The following is a 17528-nucleotide window of genomic DNA, read 5'->3' as shown; positions in this document are numbered from 1 at the left end:
GTTAAACTATTGGTTTATGGAAATAATATAGATCGAACTCCTCAAAGGATATTGCTGTATATAGCTAACTCAGAGATTATTAAAAAGTGTTTACAGTTCTTCAAGAAGTTTCGATAACGTCTCTTTAACCTTGGTAAGCTTCTGGTTCAGAATAGTTAAATGACTCTCGTACTCTTTCAGTTTCTCCTCTAATTCCCCTACCTTACTAGACTGGAGTATTCCAAGTTCTTCTGTGGGCGTCATTTCGAACACTACTTTGTTTCTTATAATAATTCCGTATTTTTCTCTAACTAGCTTTCCTTGTACGCGATTTCTCACCGTGGATCCGTTCTACCTAGTCCCTTAGCTATTTTGTAGTAGTATATCCGGCTCTTTCTCCGGCTAATGCTCCGGTAGCTACAACAAGAGAGTCTGACCATGCCAGTCTAACATGCGCGTCTTTTATTTTCTCAACAAAGTCTCTTCTGAATAATGTGCTGAATATAAGAGCGAGTTCTAGTTTTCTAATGTCTTCTTTTCCCAGAGGTTTTAGAGGTATTACTGTGGACATAGATTATCACTCCTGGGAGTTTCGTTTTTACGTTGACTGAGTATTGTTTTACCGGTACTTGGATCGCCTGACAATAGTGCAACATTTCTCTTAGGTATACCACTGTAAATTAATCCATCCGTTCCGGGTATTCCTGTTTTAATCTTATCTATATAAATCACTATATTATATAAAAATATTTATATATAATATTTAGCCAGTTTCAAACAATCTATAGTAAAAAAATTAGATTGGGCGTTTATTATTAAACAAGGAAATGGGTTCAAGTTCCTCTTCTATTTCAATCAGCCTATTATACTTGGCCACACGTTCGCCTCTTGCAGGGGCTCCTGTTTTAATGAATCCTGTTCCAAGAGCAACAGCTAAGTCAGCTATGAAGGCGTCCTCAGTCTCTCCGCTCCTATGGCTTATAACAGCTCTTAACCCATTTCTCATTGCCATGTAAGTAAAGTCGACTGCTTCTGTTAGTGTCCCAACCTGGTTAACTTTAACCAAAACAGCATTGCTCCATTTTCCCTCTATCCCTTTCTCCAGCATCTTTACGTTAGTAGTGTACACATCATCTCCTACAACTATAGTCCGGTTGCTCATCAAGGATGTAAACTCTTTGAACCCATTCCAATCATCCTCATCAAATGGATCCTCGATGATTGCTATATCGAACTCGTCTACAAGACCCTTATAATACTCAGACAATTCCCCACTAGTCAGGGTTAACCCATCTATATGATATACCTTATTGTCGGAATCGTAGAACTGGCTTGCAGCAGCATCTACAGCTAATAAAACATCAGCACCTGGTTCGTATCCTGCCCTTGAGATTGATTCTACTAGAAGTGACAAAGCTTCTCTTGACTGTTTCAGAGGAGGAGCGAACCCGCCTTCGTCTCCCACATTAATAGAGTTTTTACTATATTTCTCCTTTAGAAGATTCTTCAAATTGCCGTAGACCTCGACGGCGATGCGTAATGCTTCAACAAATTTGTCGGCGCCTATTGGAACTATCATGAACTCCTGTATATCTAATTCATTTCCAGCGTGTACTCCGCCGTTCAAAATGTTCATAAGCGGAGCCGGTAGAAGTCTAGCTTGAGGCCCTCCAAGATAATGGTATAATGGAAACCTGGCTGTCGCTGACGCGGCTTTCGCCATCGCAATACTAATAGCGGTAGTTGAATTACCACCTAACTTGGACTTATTATCAGTACCGTCCAGGGTTATGAGAATACTGTCAATGTAAGCCTGCCTTCTAGAATCAACTCCAAGAAGTGCTTTCCCGATTACACTCCTTACATTGGCTATCGCTTGTTCTACACCTTTTCCTAACCACCGCTTTCCTCCATCTCTTAGGTCTACTGCTTCTCTTTTACCGGTACTAGCTCCACTTGGAGCGAGAGCTACTCCTATTCCATTTTTTGTCTTTACAATAGCTTTGACAGTAGGATTCCCCCGGCTGTCAAGAGCAATTAATGCGTCTATATCTTCTACAGTGAAAGGGTTGTCCAATTTTATCAACCCTCTAGACATATATTTTGACATAGAATTAAATGTTAACTTGTATCTTAACCCTCTATCATAGTGGTTTATGGATAATGTTATTTGTCTTATATGCTTAACACGAAATACATGGTGCTTAGCTTGGAAGATAAGAACGAGTTTAGAGAAAGAATAATTAACTTATTTCTAGAGGAAGGATTTGAAGTAAAAAAACTTCCCCAGCCTCCTCAAGTGAATATTAACTGGGGATTGGAAATTATAACGCCTCCTCCTTTGAGAATAAAACTACACTTAATATCTATTCCTGGAAAGGAGGATAGAGTGATTATAACCTTACCTGTCACCATTAGCCCTCAACATATGGCTGAGTATGATAAACTTAGCTCTAAAAGCAAAATAGAACTATATTCATTCATGCTCCAAAAACTGATTTATACCTGTCCAACTTGTCAGATAGTACTTCAGCCTGGACCTTTAGAGCTAAGGAATATTGCTGTCTCCAAAGTAGTTATGGTTGAAGAACTTGATTCGAAGACCGTCATTGAAGTGTTCACATTGATGATGAACTGCTTTAACATTATAATCTCCGAGATAAACAGGGTTCTCCCAGGTCCATTGCTTTCCCAATCGGGTAAAAGCGGAGAAGAGGGATCAACAACTCATTTCTAAGGGTGCATTATTTAATATAATGACCATCACTTTCAGGCTTTTAGGTGGGCTGAATTGTTCTTTATACTTTACTCGTCTTTGCTGGATGCAACTAAGCAAAGCCTGAGCGATGCAGTTCAAAGCATGATAGCTGCTTTACCCAGCATCATAGCAGCATTAGTAATTATAGTTATAGGTATATGGGTAGGGAAGATTGTAGGCTCGATTATCACGAAAATTTTCTCATCCCAGGGGCTAATGAAAAAATTCAGTGAAACGAGGACAGGAAGGGTTCTTGAAGAATCAGGGATCGGGATAGCCAGCCTTATCGGGGGACTAGTATATGCTTTCATTGCTGTTATAGCAATAGCCATAGGACTAGAGTACCTTAATATCGGGGGAGCTGCTGACTATTATATTGGTTTAATAGCAGATTACCTTCCTCGCCTCGTTGCTGGAATAATTATACTTACATTAGGCCTGGTTTTCTCGGAGCTATTCGCTGGATACTTGGGCCTTATATTTAATTCGTTGCAAACGGAAAATAATGCTATAAAATTATTCCCGGAGATAATAAAAATTGCTCTTATAGTTGCTGTCACTGTAATAGGGCTAGATGTTATGGAGCTAAACCAATTTGACGTGATTTACTGGATCGTTCTAGGTTTCTTCATCATGGTACTAGGAATCTTCTTAACAGACAGCATATTCTCAAGCATAGATACATCTGGGGATATGCGTGACGTTTATATATTAGTGAAAATATTCCTATATACCATCTTCATACTAGTAGGTTTAGCTGCTGTGTTTACCAATTCCCAAGGAGTAGTGTTGGTTCTAGCAAGGATAGCGTGGGGATATGCTATAGGAATGGGATTGCTAATCCTTCTAGTAGGGTACAAAGCCTATAGCAAAAAGTAAATGAAGCCTATATATAGTCTGCTAAAAACTTCAACTGCGGAAGGGTGGATTCCAAGAACATTACCCTATCTTTTCTCAAATCCTCCAACCTGCTACCATAATTATCTCCCATCACCCTATACGGATTCAGTCTTGCAGCGTCAATGCCTGGAATATTCACTGGAATATACGCCCTCAAATGCTCATCGTATTTCCATTTCACTCCTTCTCTAACGACTTCAAGTATTATCTGAGAGGTCTCTTCAGGAGTAACTTTTACATCCCCAACGTAACCGGTATTGAGTAATATTACATCTACGTCTTTGTGTCTTTCAAGGAACTCGTAAAGCCTCATAGCAGTCTTCCATTTAGGCTCCAACATGAATGGATCGAATCCTGGAACTCTAACAGATTCGTGTTTACCAGCTTCAGCACTTGTTCTTACACTTTCTCCAAGCATAAAATATGCCACTGCTTGTTCGGGCGAGGCAGTCTTTAGGGCTGCAGGCATTAGCGGGTTCCTAGTTAGGAAGAATAGTATATCAACCTTATCTAAATCTATCTTATTTTCGGCATTCCTAACATATTCCCTTATAGCTATAGCTCTGGCATTCGTGCTCACGCTTAGATCCACAAAGTCAATATGCCCATCTTTTACTGTAACGTTCTCTAAAACAGATAAGGGATTCATAACAGCTGGAATTAAGCTGTGAATATGAGGTAAGCTATCTGTCTTCGGGTAAAAGTTTCTCTCACTACCATACGCGTGTCCATCTGACCTCAATATTACAATATCATCTTGCCTGACGGTCGCCTCCTCAGGCTCTTTTAACTCATGATCACTCATTGTCAAAGTGGATTTACCTGTCCCAGATAGCCCAAATATTAGGACGCCTTTCTCCACAAACCCGTCTCTTGTTTTAAGCCTATAGTATTTTGAGCTAGCATGCAGGCCTATAGAATTGAAGAAGTCTCGAGAATAGTTCATGGCTAGTCTTAGGAAACTCATCTTATGTTCTCCATAGTAGTCAGTTCCCAAGAGAACATTGGCGCCATCATCGTAATCCACAAATACTAGAAGATCGTCAGCATCTGGAAGAGTTAGTGTTATGAAATCGGGTTCGGTATCCTCTTCAGGATGGAAGAAGTTTAGTTGAGTCATAAGGGCAAGGTGGGGATATTCGACTGGTATGTATGCTCTTATATTGAAGGAAATCCCGCCAGTACCAATCTTCCGGTTAATAACATAGAAGTCTCTTGATTTATACTTACTTAATGACTTTTCTACCCGGGTAACGCCTTCTAGAACTCTATCTTCGGGATCTATACCTTCTATAATATTAGCTTTAGGCTGTCTTGCCTTAATTTTCGTGTGAAACAAGAGTATGCCGTCCTTGTTCGGGATACTATAACTCTTCGCTTTCTCCCTAAGCTTCACTGTACTTGGATCCTCAATGAGTCTACCGGTCAGGCTATTAATGAATTCTTCTATAATTTTACGTGTATCCACCACTGTATAAGCACCAGTTATAATGGTGATACTGCTAGGGTTATATATTTCAATAGATTAATAGATTAGTAATGGTTGAACATACATCATGGATACTAAAGAAAAGCATAGAATTCACACACAGAGGTATGCATATAATTTACTTGACAAGCTTCTAGATCATAGAGACAGGTATTTCGATAGGTTTAACAGACTAAATAGTGATGGTATGAGGATACTGAGAAGGCTAAACAGAGCATTAGTGGATTCAAGCATTATATCCCCAAGGATCGTTAGGAAAATATGGAGAAATCCTACATATGAATACTTGAGAGAGATAAGGAACCGCTTAGAAGAATAGAGGTAGTCATAATCTATATGCGCCGGTGAGGAAGTTCGCTATGTCAGAGCGGCTACTGCAATGAAGTCTATGTCAGAGTCTAGGGCTCTTAAATTCGATGCCTAGGTAAAAATCTAATTGCTTTATTAACCATATATCCAAATTGCCCCGCTACGAGGGCCCGGCTGAAAACCCCTGCGGGGAGTATGGGGGATAATGAAGTCGGGTGTCAGGGGCGGGGTACACGTTTAATTCCAGTTGAACTATGGAATGGTGGAAATTTTGTCTGGAACATATAAGAGGACCGTCAAGCTCTACTGGGTTAAAAATAAGAGTAGGGGGAAAACATATACACGCCCCGTTATAAAGATAGTTTTACCAAAAAATATGGTTAAAACATTCGGTATAGGTGAAAATGAAAACATTATTTTCGACCTAGAAATCAAGGAGGACGGAATTATAATACTGACTCCTCTTTACATCGAATATAGAAAATAGTTGATTATTCTTTATTATTTTGCGATACGTGACTTTCTTTACTATGGAAATTCCACTGTATGGTGGTGTGAATAGTTGAATATCCTCACAATTCCACCGAATATTCCACCTGGAACCATAGACGCTGACATCACTGAGATCCTCGGCTCGCCTATAGGCCTCAACTTAAGCTTAAAGATGAAGAGACCCCGATTTCCATTCACTGACAGGATCTGGAGTCCTGGCAATAAGGCATATCTAGTCCGTGAAGGATACACCGTGGAGCCAACCCATTATTTGGTTGAAACTCGAACAGACATTGCAATGTACAAATCCTCTATTTTAACGAAAATCCTTTCAACTTTTCATGAATTCATAGGTGCGGGGTTTTACCATAAATGGCTGTTTAGAAGATTATGGCCGATGATGTGGAAGATTATAGCGAAAAGCAGCGGTCTCCCAGAATTCATGGCATATAAGCACGGTAGAAGTTCTACAAAACCTAAGGTATCGACACTATCTCCGGATGTATTAGTAGTTGGAGGAGGCCTATCCGGACTCATAGTAGCTAGTAAGGCTTCAGAGAAAGGAGCAAAAATAGTGCTTGTAGATGACCATAAAAGTCTAGGAGGCTTCTATAGACACCTAACTATAATGAGGGATGATATCAATAAAATAATTCATTCAATACAAAAGAGGGACTCTCTCATATTATCGAGCTCGAAATTCTTGGGCAGGTTCAGGAACGGATATGCTATAGCTTCGCCGGGTACCTTTTATATAGTGAAACCAAAATCTGTAGTCTATTCTACGGGTGGGATAAATCCTATACCACTCTACGAAAACAACGATCTTCCTGGGACGATAGACTTGGAAATGATGTTCAAGCTTTCAAACCGTAAACCGGATTTATTTAAGAAAACACTAATACTCGGGTGTCCTCAGGTATTGCCGAGAATAGCGAATGAGTTAGGGAAGAATAAGCTAACAATTGTTTGTGACACAGGCACAAAACATTTCGAGAACTTAGAAACCAGGCTTCAAACAAATCATTATGGACGATTATTGAAGGCTCGGGGGAAAAATAGGATAGAAAACATTGTTTTTGATGATGGAATAAAAATAAAAATATCATTTGTAGTATCAGGATATACACCCTTCCCGGATATAAATCCAGTGATGCAAGAAGGTGCTAAGCCTCTCTATCTCTCCGAGTTTAGTAGGTTTACAGTTCAACATGACGGATACGGGTTGGTTAGTGAAAATGTGTATGTTGCAGGATTAACTGCAGGATTTTTTGATGAAAAATGTGCTTTGCATCAGTCAGAGATAGCAGGCTTGTTGTCAGCTGCATCTAAAAGAGGAAATATTCCTGGAGAAAGCATGGATATTTTGGATGATGAGTGCAGTAGATCGATAAGGGCCATAAAAAATAGCAATGGCCTTGATTATACACTTACTCCAGCTCACATAGATTTCTGGGAGACTAAAAACACTAAGGGATTACAGTTCGTTGACTGGGATATAGACATTACAATAGAAGATATAGTAAAAACCTATGATAAAGGCTACAATGTAATGGAATTAATTAAGCGGTATACGGGAGTTGGTACAGGAGCGGAACAAGGTAGACTCACTATTCCTACAACAATAATGGTTCTCTCAGCTCTGAAACGTATACCTCTCAGTAAGATCGGATGGTTCCGTATAAGGCCTCCGCATATGCTTCCAACGATTGGTGAATTATCAGCAGAGGTGGAGTGATTTGAGTTTTGACTATCTTATTATAGGCGGGGGAATAGCTGGTCTTTCAACAGCACTTCACTTAGCATTAAAAACGAGTCAACCGGAACGCATAGGTGTCCTGGAGCGAGGTTATATAGGATATGGAGCTAGTACGAGGAATGCTTCTCACTTTAGAGTTCACTTTTTCAGCAAGGAAAACACTGTATTCGCTATAGAGTCAAGGAGAAGATTGCTGGGTTTATCTAAGCTAACAGGCTATAATCCTCTGGTGGTTCAAGGTGGCTATTTATGGCTTTTCCATGATGAAGGGATGGAGAAGGCCTACAGAGAATATAATAAAAAATTATGGGAGCCTCTCGGAATTCCGATTAGGTTTATGGATAAACGAGAGTTGCAGGAGAAATACCCGTTTATCCGGTCTGATATGTTGTATAGTGCTGCAATTGGGCCGCAAGACGGGAGTTTTCATCACGATTCAGTAGTATATGGTTACTATTCGAAAGCTAGGAAACTTGGTGTGAAGATATATGATAAAACTGCAGCTATTAGAATCATCGAAGGTTCTGGTAAGGTTAAAGGTGTTGAGGCAGAGAGTTCAAAGGTATTTGAATCTGATAAAATAATTGTAGCTGCTGGAGCTTGGAGCCAGCCTCTGTTACTGACTGTGGGAGTGGAGTTGCCGACTAATCCTGTTCTTAAAGAGATACTTGTAACAGAGCCCTACAAGTATATGTTCAAGGAGCTGTTCATTTACAAAGAATTCTATTTCACTCAAACCTTGAAAGGCGAAATATTAGGCTCCACGGGTTTAAAAGACGAGTTAAAAGGCCTTGTTCCCTTGGAAAATAGTATTAGGTGGCTTACATCTTTTGCAAGAACTATGGCCTCCATTCTCAATGGAAGCGAGCATATACGAGTTCTCAGGACTTGGAGTGGGTTCTATAATATGACTCCTGATAGTGCACATATACTAGGGAGGGATGACGATTGGCCAGAGGGCTTATATGTTAATACTGGTTATAGTGGTCATGGGTTTATGATGGCTCCGTATGCTGGTGAAATAATGGCTGAATACCTGGTTAGCGGTAAACTCCATGAGCACATGAAACCCTTCTTACCAATGAGGTTCAAGACAGGGAGACTTATAAATGAGGGATTGGTTATTGGTTAATTCTATCTTCTCTTTCCTCTGTTTTATACATGAACTCTTCGCTAGGCGGCATACTGTACAATAGTACTGGCAACCCGCTGTCGGATAGTTTCTCCATTAGTTTTACTTTATTGCCATAGGTAAGTATGTAGTATACTTGTGGGAATCCTTCAAGCATATCCTTAACTATTCTCTCTAATAGAATTCTGGGTCTGAACTTTTCCAGAACTTCCTGGGGATCTGCCCATACAACTTTTACCTTCTCTTCTAGTGGAATAGGTTCTCCCATAATACTGCAGTCAAAGTAGAATACTATCTCATGCCTAAGCCTATTCTTGATCATATACATGTTTTCATTAATATAAACTATTCTTCTTGGAACAGCATCCACTCCTAATTCCTCCCTCATTTCTCTTATCGCACAATGAGTAATGCTTTCAAAAAACTCGGTGTGACCTCCGGGAAAACGATAGTAATTGTACTTCGCATCGTATTGGAAAAGCATTCTGTTATCACGTTGTACGAGGCACCTAGATCCTACTTCTATTCCCTTTATACGGTTTTTTCTTTTCATTATCTATCACTACTATAATATCACGGTGTCCTCACCCTTATATGGAGTTTGATGTTGTTTAACTATACAATAGGGTGTACTGTCAGATGAATGGAACAGTAAGGACTATCCTAATGTCTCTTCAGAACTCGCCTAAAGCACCGGGTGACGTTGTCTCGGAAACTAGGCTACCCAGGTACTTAGTGTTAGCTAGTTTTAGGTGCCTAGAGGAGCTAGGACTTATCGAAACCTTATATAGTAGAGGAAGCTATAAGCTCTATGTACTCACCGAGAAAGGCCAAGGATTTTTGGAGGATGAGGAAGTACCATCTGGTATAAACGAAGAGGAAGGTGAAGCCGCGGCTTAGACATTGATTACTCCTTCACAATATTTAACACTATGGCAGGCCTTACATGATGGACTCCTAACATGCTTTCTATTTCTCTGTGAATCTTTGTTAACTCGTCGTTATCGCGAGCTATTATCTTCACGATTATAGAGTGATCTCCCGAGGTAATTGCTAGGAACTCAACATAGTTTTTTGACTTTAGTTTTTCGATCGTAGAAAACAGGTGCTCGGGCTCTGTGTCTAATCCTGTTACAGAAACCATGTTGTATCCTAGTTTTTTATAATCAACTAATATCGTGTATTTCTTGATTATGCCATTCGATTCTAGTTTTTTAACTCGTTTCATAACGGCTACTTCACTTATACCAAGCTTTCTAGCTATCTCTGAGTAAGATATTCTAGAATTCTCTCTAAGCATGTTAATGATAATTTTATCTTTTTCGTCCGGCATTATCGGTCACTATAGAACGAAACCATGGATTAAGAGTTTTAAACTTAATTGTATAGATTCCGAAATACGAAAGAAAAAAGGTTTTTACCTGAGAGGAGGAGTTGCTACCCTCTTAAGGTATTTTCTTATTTCTTCTATTTCTTCCGGCGTCGCCTTTGCTTCGTGACAGAGCCACCAGTCGAAGCATTCATAAGTCTTCAGTCTTTCTTCCGCATCCTTGACCGTGGATGCTGGCGGTACTATTAAGTGATCTCCAACTATCTCGTTGTTTGGCCAGTTTGCGGGGGCTGCTCTGCCATATTTGTCTGTGATTTGCAGTGTTTTAACCATTCTAAGTATCTCGTCTAGGTTTCTTCCAAGTTCCTGCGGGTAGTATAGTATTGCTCTAATTATTTCTTTATCGTCTATAATGAAGACTGCTCTTACAGTTGATGAAGCTGACTGTGCGTGTATCATTCCAAGTTTCTCTGACACTGTTCCTCTAGAGTCGCTAATTATTGGGAATGGTATTTCTACATTCAGCTTCTCTTTTATCCATTCAACCCATTTTAAATGGCTGAATGTGGCGTCTACACTGAGTCCTATTAGTTCGGTGTTTATTTTCTTGAAATCTTCATATCTCTTCGCGAAGGCTATGAACTCTGTTGTACAAACTGGAGTAAAGTCTGCTGGGTGGCTGAATAACACGAACCACTTGCCTTTAAAATCGTCTGGTAGTTTTATAGGTCCGTGGGTAGTGTGTACTTCTAGTTCTGGGAACTTTTCTCCAATCAGGGGCATGTTTCCGGGCATTGTTTTCACCGTTAAATATTATTTGTGTGGGTTTTATTATAAACTTTTCTATATATGAAAGAATACAATAAAGTTAAGGATTTTAACCCCAAATTAAGGTATTTTAAAAAGACGCCTCGCGTTTTCATTTGATCGTTTGATCACTTCTTCTGCACTCATTTCTTTTAATTTCCCAACAATTTCAGCTGCTTCCAGTATGTGCTTAGAATTAAGTCTTAGTCCCCTATAATTATAGGGGCCATCGCTTTCCAAAAGCATTATGTTCTCCGGGACGCTTGAAGCGATTATTCTACTCTTCTCTTGTACGATAATTGCTGCGTTTATAGATACGTAATATCCAGCATATTCTATGTCCTTAATGAGATTTATTGGTCCGGTATACCAGTGGAACATGGCTCTCCCTATATCATTTTTTATTAGTAATTCGAAAACATCCTTCCAAGCACCAGCCGCGTGTATGTTTAGCACATTATTATTCTCCTTGGCGTATTCGAGGAATCTTTTGAAAACCTGTGTTTGCCTGGTAAATGTTTCTTCTACAAACTTCTTATCTAATCCAATCTCTCCAATGCAGTCTATTTGCTCTGAAATAGCAAGTGACAGAATATCATCAAGTTCATGAAACCCGTTAATATTCCAGGGATGGAGACCGATGCACGGGATTAATTTATCCTTGTACCTGTCGGATAGTTCTATTATTATTCGACTAGTCTCTAGATCTTCCCCTACTCCTATAATCCTATACGGGGACTCCGTTTTTGTAAGTTCTTCTAATTCACCTTTGCTATACCGATATATGTGTGAGTGCGCGTCTATAATCTCATTGATACATTCCAACGGCATTCTACCCCTATATATAGTACTCTATAGATGATTCAAAGTCTCCGATAATCCCTTCAAGGATTTCATAGTCATCAGGGTAATTAGCATTTTGGTTTCTCCTATCATTTCTCTAATTATGCCAGCTATTTTTATTATGAACAAATTATAAGATAACCTCGAGTCTAGTAATTCAGTAAATTCCTTACAAGAATTGTATTGGCGGTTCTTACAGATTTCACCGATTTTCGATATTATATACTCCATAATCCACTCTGATTCAAAGCATTTTAGAAGTTAGAGTAATAAAGAGGATTCCGTTCAACTTAAAAATTAGACAGTCACGGATTCAGTGTTCCCAGCGGTATTTTCTTGCGGACTTGATAATTGGCTGCTCAAAACGCCGTTTTCCCCTAATCCAGCGGAGAATCTTTTTAGAATGTTATGCAGGCAGTTTTCCCCCTTCTTCCTGCATAGAATAAATGGTTTTACGTTGTAAAAACCATCAGAGGATTCCTCTTTTTTGCCTAGGATTTTAAAGTGATTTCGAAAGATCTTAGTCGGGATTATAACAACAGATTTCGGGTCATTAGGATCAGGAGGAGCGAGAGGTGCTCCGCATACAGGACAGGTTTTATTTATGTCAATTATTCTTGAAACGTGTGGAGGTCCGTTGTACCTTTTGCCAGCGCTTCTTCCATCTAGATATTGATAATCGAATATGTAACCGCAATTCCGGCATACTACTAAGATTCCACCAGTCAAAAAGTGTCCCTCCAGAATATAATAGGTTCATCTTCCGGTCCTACGAATAGTAGGACTGATCGGAATAATAGGGTACTCCTAGGGATCGGGAGTGTATTAATGATGATTCCCTCATTAAACGGTAAGTACAGTTAACGTTCTTCCATTATGTGGCGAAGATTTCGAGTCCTTTAGTGGCAAGAGAAATAATAAAAAAGCCAGATATGACTTTATACGCATTAAATGATAATTCAGGTTAACTTAATATTTAAACTGGTGAACATAAATTACCAATACTAGCTATCATTCAGATTGTTAGGGTGTAGCGTTTTGATTAAAATTGTGAAAACAATAGACTTCCCATTAACTTACCCGGCAAACCATTACCTAGTTGAAACAGATAAAGGATTCCTACAGATAGATGCAGGAGCAAAACAAGTCGAAGATCATTCAGTTAATCCTGATTATTTGCTCATTACTCACTGGCATTGGGATCACACGTATGGCATTGTTGGCAAAAAAAGCCTTAACATATGTATATCTAAGGAATCATTTGACAAAATTAATCCCGAGAAATCGCTTGAGAGAATGAAAGAAATAGTAGCTAGTGTCGAAGGACTGCAAGCTTGGGAGTTTGCTAGAGAAGGTGCAGAGATCTATACTAGAAAATACGTTGACATATACCGGTCTTTGAGAGAAGATCATAACATAATATGGCTCAATGAGTGCCCTCCTATAGTTGAAGGGTTGGTATCCTATTTTAAATGCCCGGGTCATAGTGATGATCACGTATGTTTTATCATAGGTGATAAGGTTTTTGTAGGAGATAATATGGCTCCAGGATGGAATGTAACATTAAATGATCCTTTAAAATACATTGAATCAATGTATAGGCTACTTCTAGTGAACTGGAGTATTGCATACCCTGGTCACGGAGATCCTTTGAAGAGAAAGGAGGCTGTTGACTATATAGTATCTACAATCCGTTCTAAGGTAAGGAGAATGTGTAAAACTCTTTCCTCGCTAGAAGCACACTCCGATCTTGGCAATATAATTGAAAAGGTATATGGACCCGAAATGGATGGTGCGCTGAGATATGTGGCGGCAAGGAGTTTGATTGGATACCTAACAAGCCTTGAAGAAATGAATATAATATCAATCAAAAAAGACAGGTTTCCTTGGGTTGTTAAGAAACTCTAGCTGTTAAATACTAGGATAATATAACTAAAGCAATTACGAGGATGATCACATTGGTAATCCAACATCCGCATAGAGGCCTTCACATCTCTCTTAGAGCTAAAATGGGAGAATTCGGTGGTTGGGAAGCACCTATCTCCTATTCTAGTGTGAAAGACGAGCATATGGCTGTTAGAGCGAAAGCAGGTGTTTTCGATTTAACCCATATGGGAAGAATACTTGTTGAGGGAGAGAAAGCTTCAGAATTCCTATCCAAGATGGTTCCCAAGAAAATAGGGAAAGCTGCTACGGGAACAATGCCAGGTCCTACAGCACTTCTAAATGAAAGTGCAGGAATTATTGATGATATTATGCCTTACAAAATAAGTGAGAGCAAATGGTTACTTGCCGTAAACGCGCCTAACCGCGAGGAAGACATTTCCTGGCTTAAAAGATGGAAGGACGAGTTGAATTATAGCGACCTAGTTATAGAAGACTATACATTCAAGTATTCTCTAATTGCTCTCCAAGGACCTGAAGCAGGTAAAATACTCGAGAAGCTAGGGGGAATCCAGCTAACTCGGATAAAACCACTTACATTTATGCAAAATCTGACTATTGCAGGCAGGAATGTGTGGATTGCAAGTAGAAGCGGATGGACTGGTGAAGACGGTTTCGAGTTTATAGCAGACCCCAAGAACACGGAAGGCCTGTTTAGAACATTAGTTGAAGCAGGTGCAAAACCATGTGGTTTAGGTGCCAGGGATAGTTTGAGAATGGAAGTGGGTTTCGTGTTGGCAGGTGAAGATATTGATAAAAATATAACACCCATAGATGCTAGATATTGGCTGGTATTTGACTATGACAAAACAAGCTGCATTGGATGTAATGCTCTCCAAGAAGCTTTAATGAATGGTGCTAGAAAAGTTAGGGTCGGTATACGATTCAAGAAGAAAGATAGGCGAATTCCTCGTAACGGCTACAAGATATATATTCCAGGTAGTAATAAAATCATAGGCACCGTGACTAGCGGATCATACAGTCCTATACTTGATAGAGGAATAGGACAAGCATATGTTGATCCCTCTCACGCCTTGTTTAGGATGAAAGTTGAAGTAGAAATACGTGGCAAGCGAGTTAAAGCTAAAATAGTTGATTTCCCGTTCATAAGAAAGTAGGGTCGAAAACCTATGACGGACTCTATTGTTGTTGAAGGCTATGAAATTCTCAGGGATAGATTATATTCGAAAACTCATGAATGGATCAAAATAGAAGGAGACACTGGTATAACCGGAATAACTGACTATGCCCAGAAAGAACTACAAGACATCACATATGTAGAACTCCCCGATGTAGGAATTCAAGTTAGTCAGGGAGAAGAAATATCAACAGTTGAAAGTGTAAAACATACATCACCAATATATTCTCCTGCCTCGGGGGAGATCATCGAGGTAAACGAACGATTAGAGGATGAGCCTGACATAATAAACAAAGATCCCTATAGAGAAGGATGGATATTTAAGATAAAACTATCAAGTTCCGATGAGACTAAGAATCTCCTTTCTCCCGAGGCCTACGCTGATCTCGTTCGCTCTGAGAAGGAGGGTTAAAAGACCATCCTATCTTCCCCTCTATCTCCACAGCTTTTTCCATTAAAGCAAGCCATCTCCCAATATCCTCAGGATCCGCTCCACTTGATATAAGTCTCTTAATTTTGCCAGCTGAATACCCTACTAATTCTTTCAGGACAGACTCAGCTTCAACTATAGATGCTTCTCCCTCGTCGCTAACTATTTTTATCTTACCATGTATTGGGCAAACAATATCACCGTTCGGAAGCTTGAAGAGGGGAGAACCACATAAAGGACAGGTTTCCTCCAGCATAACAGCACCGCTTTGCACTAATCTGGCCATTTTTCGGACTAGTTCATCACTGCTAGTAGGCAAATTTTCCACCTCTATTAACTATATTATTATATCTCTATGGAATCAAACTATAACACTGATGTCCCTCTGGAGGTGGAGTAAAATGGCAGCAGTTGCACCTACCGATAATGAGGCGAAAATAAGGTATGTGCTAGGCATACTCATGGGAATAGTAAATGACGCTAATATTCCCAGGAATATTAGGAGAGCGGCTTCTGAAGCCATAAAATATCTAAGGGATTCCTCGCTTTCCCCTGGTGTTAGAGCGGCAAACGCGGTAAGCGCGCTCGAGGAGGTAAGCCAAGATCCTAACATGCCTATTCATGCTAGAACTAGAATTTGGAATGCCATTACTGTACTTGAAACAATAAAGGATTAAGTTGGTTTTACCAACATTTTAAACGGCTGTCATTTATATGAACCGGGTTATAATTCACAGCTCCACTAATAGAATCAGAGGTGGGAATCCTGGAAACAAATTTAAACCCTCCATTTAGAGTGAGGGTCCGAGGCATCTATGCTACTGCAATCGCGTCACTATTATTAAAGAACGGATATACAATGTCTGATCTAAGCGAAGTTCTAAAATCAAGAATATCCAGACCCTACACGGAATTACCGCCTCATGTAACTCTGAAAACCGATTTAGAAAAACGTGATGAGATCCTTGTAGTAGGATATCCTTGGGAGTCAGGTAAGGCAGTAGAAGAGACTATCGCAGGAAACTTCCGGTTTTCAACGGTTAGAAGGGGGCGTTACGGTATAAACACTGTAGTCGCAGCGAAAAGTCTAGGTGATTGTAAAGCATTATTGCCAGGTGGGGATGTAGGTATCTTAAAAAGAATTAGTGAGTGCCCGAATCGGGGTGAAGAGCTTATAGTTAGTATAATTAAAGAGAAACTCTCTCCCCAGGATACTATCATTCTCTCGAGTGATATAAGAATAATAGGTATGTATGCTATCCTGATTTATCCAGGTCAGGGCATCTCTTTTAGCGAACATATCCGAGATGAGGACAAGAAACTAGAGTTAGCCGAGCTCGCGTCCCATGTAGTTGATATTTCTAGTTTTCATATAAGGTTCCGCAGTAGCTCTCATATTGCGTCAACAAATAATATTGAACAAGAGTTAAGGAATCTTGTACAAGAGAAGGAAGATCTTCAAAGCCAAAGTGTTTCTATTGGAACGGGGATCATAAGAAGAGGAGAGTACATCTCGATCATAACCCTTTCTCAACCAGATAAAAGGTCGGCGGATACATTAAGAGCTGAAACAACACCCACAATAACTTTTCATCATACCCTCAAAGCGGGCGGTCGATTATTTAGCGATTTAGTGGATTATGCCGAGCATCTACTCATAGACATGAATTTAGATTCTATTAAACTAGGATACTCAACGCTTAACTATGCTGTGCAAACAATTAGAGGCAGAATTATCGGCATCAAGCATCTTAAACCGGATGGTGATCTCTACAATCTTCCACCCGGTAGAGTAGAATCAGTGGAATTAAAGCCGAATAAGCCTCCAGTAGTAGTTTTGAAGAGATTTTTTAAGACTCGTGGGACACTGGACGGCTTAAATGTCGAGAAGAGGCCAGGAGACTATGATATCATGAGGATAGATATGTCGGCTTGGAGGATTATACATGAATATTATACTTCATCAGGGGATCCTCTAGGGATGTACGTAAATATTAATACTCCCCCTGAGATTGAAGAGAACAGTATTAAGTACGTTGATTTGTATGTGGATGTAGTATTGAAGCCTGGAAGGGATCCTGAAATAATAGATCAAGACCAGCTTGATAAAGCGTATCAGGAACTCCTTGTAAACAGAGAACTCTATGAACAAGCGTTGAAAGAAGCTAAGAAAGCTTATTCAATGCTGAATCAGATACCTTTATGAGGTATAAAATCA

23 protein-coding genes are annotated in these 17528 nt (G+C 39.7%); 12 read left to right on the top strand and 11 right to left on the bottom strand.

Features of this window, described 5'->3' with window-relative positions:
• Positions 1-90 precede the first annotated feature (90 nt).
• The 4 genes from F7B60_04230 to eno all read right to left on the bottom strand — a co-directional run bounded on the left by F7B60_04230 (position 91) and on the right by eno (position 2056).
• Positions 91-318, bottom strand: coding sequence for a hypothetical protein (locus F7B60_04230; GenBank protein MCE4614719.1), 228 nt, complete (start codon positions 316-318; stop codon positions 91-93).
• Positions 319-346: 28 nt separating this feature from the next.
• Positions 347-550, bottom strand: a complete 204-nt coding sequence (locus tag F7B60_04225; GenBank protein MCE4614718.1) for a hypothetical protein — start codon at positions 548-550, stop codon at positions 347-349.
• On the bottom strand, positions 538-711 hold the full coding sequence (locus F7B60_04220) for a hypothetical protein (protein ID MCE4614717.1): 174 nt from the start codon (positions 709-711) through the stop codon (positions 538-540). Before F7B60_04220 ends, F7B60_04225 begins: the two co-directional genes overlap by 13 nt.
• A 64-nt stretch (positions 712-775) precedes the next feature.
• Positions 776-2056, bottom strand: coding sequence for a phosphopyruvate hydratase (gene eno, locus F7B60_04215; protein ID MCE4614716.1), 1281 nt, complete (start codon positions 2054-2056; stop codon positions 776-778).
• Positions 2057-2188: 132 nt separating this feature from the next.
• On the opposite strand from eno, the gene F7B60_04210 reads away from it, so the two are divergent.
• Together F7B60_04210 and F7B60_04205 are read left to right on the top strand one after the other, a co-directional pair.
• Positions 2189-2716 carry a DUF2299 domain-containing protein gene (locus tag F7B60_04210; protein MCE4614715.1) on the top strand — a complete coding sequence of 176 codons (528 nt, stop codon included), beginning with the start codon at positions 2189-2191 and terminating at the stop codon, positions 2714-2716.
• Between the two features lie 54 nt (positions 2717-2770).
• Positions 2771-3616 carry a hypothetical protein gene (locus F7B60_04205; GenBank protein ID MCE4614714.1) on the top strand — a complete coding sequence of 282 codons (846 nt, stop codon included), beginning with the start codon at positions 2771-2773 and terminating at the stop codon, positions 3614-3616.
• Positions 3617-3623: 7 nt separating this feature from the next.
• Here F7B60_04205 and F7B60_04200 read toward each other — a convergent pair whose 3' ends face one another.
• Positions 3624-5105: a phosphoenolpyruvate carboxykinase gene (locus F7B60_04200; GenBank protein MCE4614713.1), complete on the bottom strand. Its 1482-nt coding sequence runs from the start codon at positions 5103-5105 to the stop codon at positions 3624-3626.
• An 88-nt stretch (positions 5106-5193) separates the two neighbouring features.
• Between F7B60_04200 and F7B60_04195 the strand changes: the two genes are divergently transcribed.
• From F7B60_04195 to F7B60_04180, 4 genes are all read left to right on the top strand, one after another.
• Positions 5194-5445, top strand: coding sequence for a hypothetical protein (locus F7B60_04195; protein MCE4614712.1), 252 nt, complete (start codon positions 5194-5196; stop codon positions 5443-5445).
• A 261-nt stretch (positions 5446-5706) separates the two neighbouring features.
• Positions 5707-5922, top strand: coding sequence for a hypothetical protein (locus F7B60_04190; protein ID MCE4614711.1), 216 nt, complete (start codon positions 5707-5709; stop codon positions 5920-5922).
• A 75-nt stretch (positions 5923-5997) separates the two neighbouring features.
• Positions 5998-7665, top strand: coding sequence for an FAD-dependent oxidoreductase (locus F7B60_04185; protein ID MCE4614710.1), 1668 nt, complete (start codon positions 5998-6000; stop codon positions 7663-7665).
• Position 7666: 1 nt separating this feature from the next.
• Entirely contained in the window at positions 7667-8818 is a 1152-nt protein-coding gene (locus F7B60_04180) for an FAD-binding oxidoreductase (protein ID MCE4614709.1), read from the top strand.
• Here the strand turns inward: F7B60_04180 and F7B60_04175 are convergent.
• Entirely contained in the window at positions 8808-9371 is a 564-nt protein-coding gene (locus tag F7B60_04175) for an NUDIX domain-containing protein (GenBank protein ID MCE4614708.1), read from the bottom strand. The two genes, F7B60_04180 and F7B60_04175, sit on opposite strands and share 11 nt — an antisense overlap.
• 86 nt (positions 9372-9457) lie before the next feature.
• Between F7B60_04175 and F7B60_04170 the strand changes: the two genes are divergently transcribed.
• Positions 9458-9718: an ArsR family transcriptional regulator gene (locus F7B60_04170; protein ID MCE4614707.1), complete on the top strand. Its 261-nt coding sequence runs from the start codon at positions 9458-9460 to the stop codon at positions 9716-9718.
• Positions 9719-9725: 7 nt separating this feature from the next.
• On the opposite strand, the gene F7B60_04165 is transcribed toward F7B60_04170, so the two are convergent.
• The 4 genes from F7B60_04165 to F7B60_04150 all read right to left on the bottom strand — a co-directional run bounded on the left by F7B60_04165 (position 9726) and on the right by F7B60_04150 (position 12527).
• Positions 9726-10151: an Lrp/AsnC family transcriptional regulator gene (locus F7B60_04165; protein ID MCE4614706.1), complete on the bottom strand. Its 426-nt coding sequence runs from the start codon at positions 10149-10151 to the stop codon at positions 9726-9728.
• A gap of 84 nt (positions 10152-10235) precedes the next feature.
• Positions 10236-10943, bottom strand: coding sequence for a peroxiredoxin (locus tag F7B60_04160; GenBank protein MCE4614705.1), 708 nt, complete (start codon positions 10941-10943; stop codon positions 10236-10238).
• A 93-nt stretch (positions 10944-11036) separates the two neighbouring features.
• A complete protein-coding gene (locus F7B60_04155) occupies positions 11037-11786 on the bottom strand; it encodes a TatD family hydrolase (GenBank protein ID MCE4614704.1) in 750 nt (249 codons plus the stop codon).
• 309 nt (positions 11787-12095) lie between these two features.
• Positions 12096-12527: a hypothetical protein gene (locus F7B60_04150; protein ID MCE4614703.1), complete on the bottom strand. Its 432-nt coding sequence runs from the start codon at positions 12525-12527 to the stop codon at positions 12096-12098.
• 309 nt (positions 12528-12836) lie between these two features.
• On the opposite strand from F7B60_04150, the gene F7B60_04145 reads away from it, so the two are divergent.
• Genes F7B60_04145 through gcvH form a run of 3 tightly spaced genes read left to right on the top strand, consistent with a single transcriptional unit; the run spans position 12837 to position 15292 of the window.
• Entirely contained in the window at positions 12837-13706 is an 870-nt protein-coding gene (locus F7B60_04145; protein ID MCE4614702.1) for a hypothetical protein, read from the top strand.
• Positions 13707-13756: 50 nt separating this feature from the next.
• Positions 13757-14860, top strand: coding sequence for a glycine cleavage system aminomethyltransferase GcvT (gene gcvT, locus F7B60_04140; GenBank protein ID MCE4614701.1), 1104 nt, complete (start codon positions 13757-13759; stop codon positions 14858-14860).
• A 12-nt stretch (positions 14861-14872) separates the two neighbouring features.
• Positions 14873-15292: a glycine cleavage system protein GcvH gene (gene gcvH, locus F7B60_04135; GenBank protein ID MCE4614700.1), complete on the top strand. Its 420-nt coding sequence runs from the start codon at positions 14873-14875 to the stop codon at positions 15290-15292.
• Here the strand turns inward: gcvH and F7B60_04130 are convergent.
• Positions 15231-15629: a hypothetical protein gene (locus F7B60_04130; protein MCE4614699.1), complete on the bottom strand. Its 399-nt coding sequence runs from the start codon at positions 15627-15629 to the stop codon at positions 15231-15233. The genes gcvH and F7B60_04130 overlap by 62 nt on opposite strands.
• Positions 15630-15711: 82 nt before the next feature.
• Between F7B60_04130 and F7B60_04125 the strand changes: the two genes are divergently transcribed.
• Positions 15712-15987, top strand: a complete 276-nt coding sequence (locus F7B60_04125; GenBank protein ID MCE4614698.1) for a UPF0147 family protein — start codon at positions 15712-15714, stop codon at positions 15985-15987.
• A gap of 182 nt (positions 15988-16169) precedes the next feature.
• Entirely contained in the window at positions 16170-17516 is a 1347-nt protein-coding gene (locus F7B60_04120) for a DUF402 domain-containing protein (GenBank protein ID MCE4614697.1), read from the top strand.
• The last annotated feature ends 12 nt before the right edge of the window (positions 17517-17528 follow it).

It is taken from the genome of Candidatus Tiamatella incendiivivens (assembly GCA_015522635.1).
GTDB lineage: Archaea > Thermoproteota > Thermoprotei_A > Sulfolobales > Acidilobaceae > Tiamatella > Tiamatella incendiivivens.
Note: the sequence above shows the minus strand (reverse complement) of the source record. Positions and strands in the feature narration are given on the sequence as shown.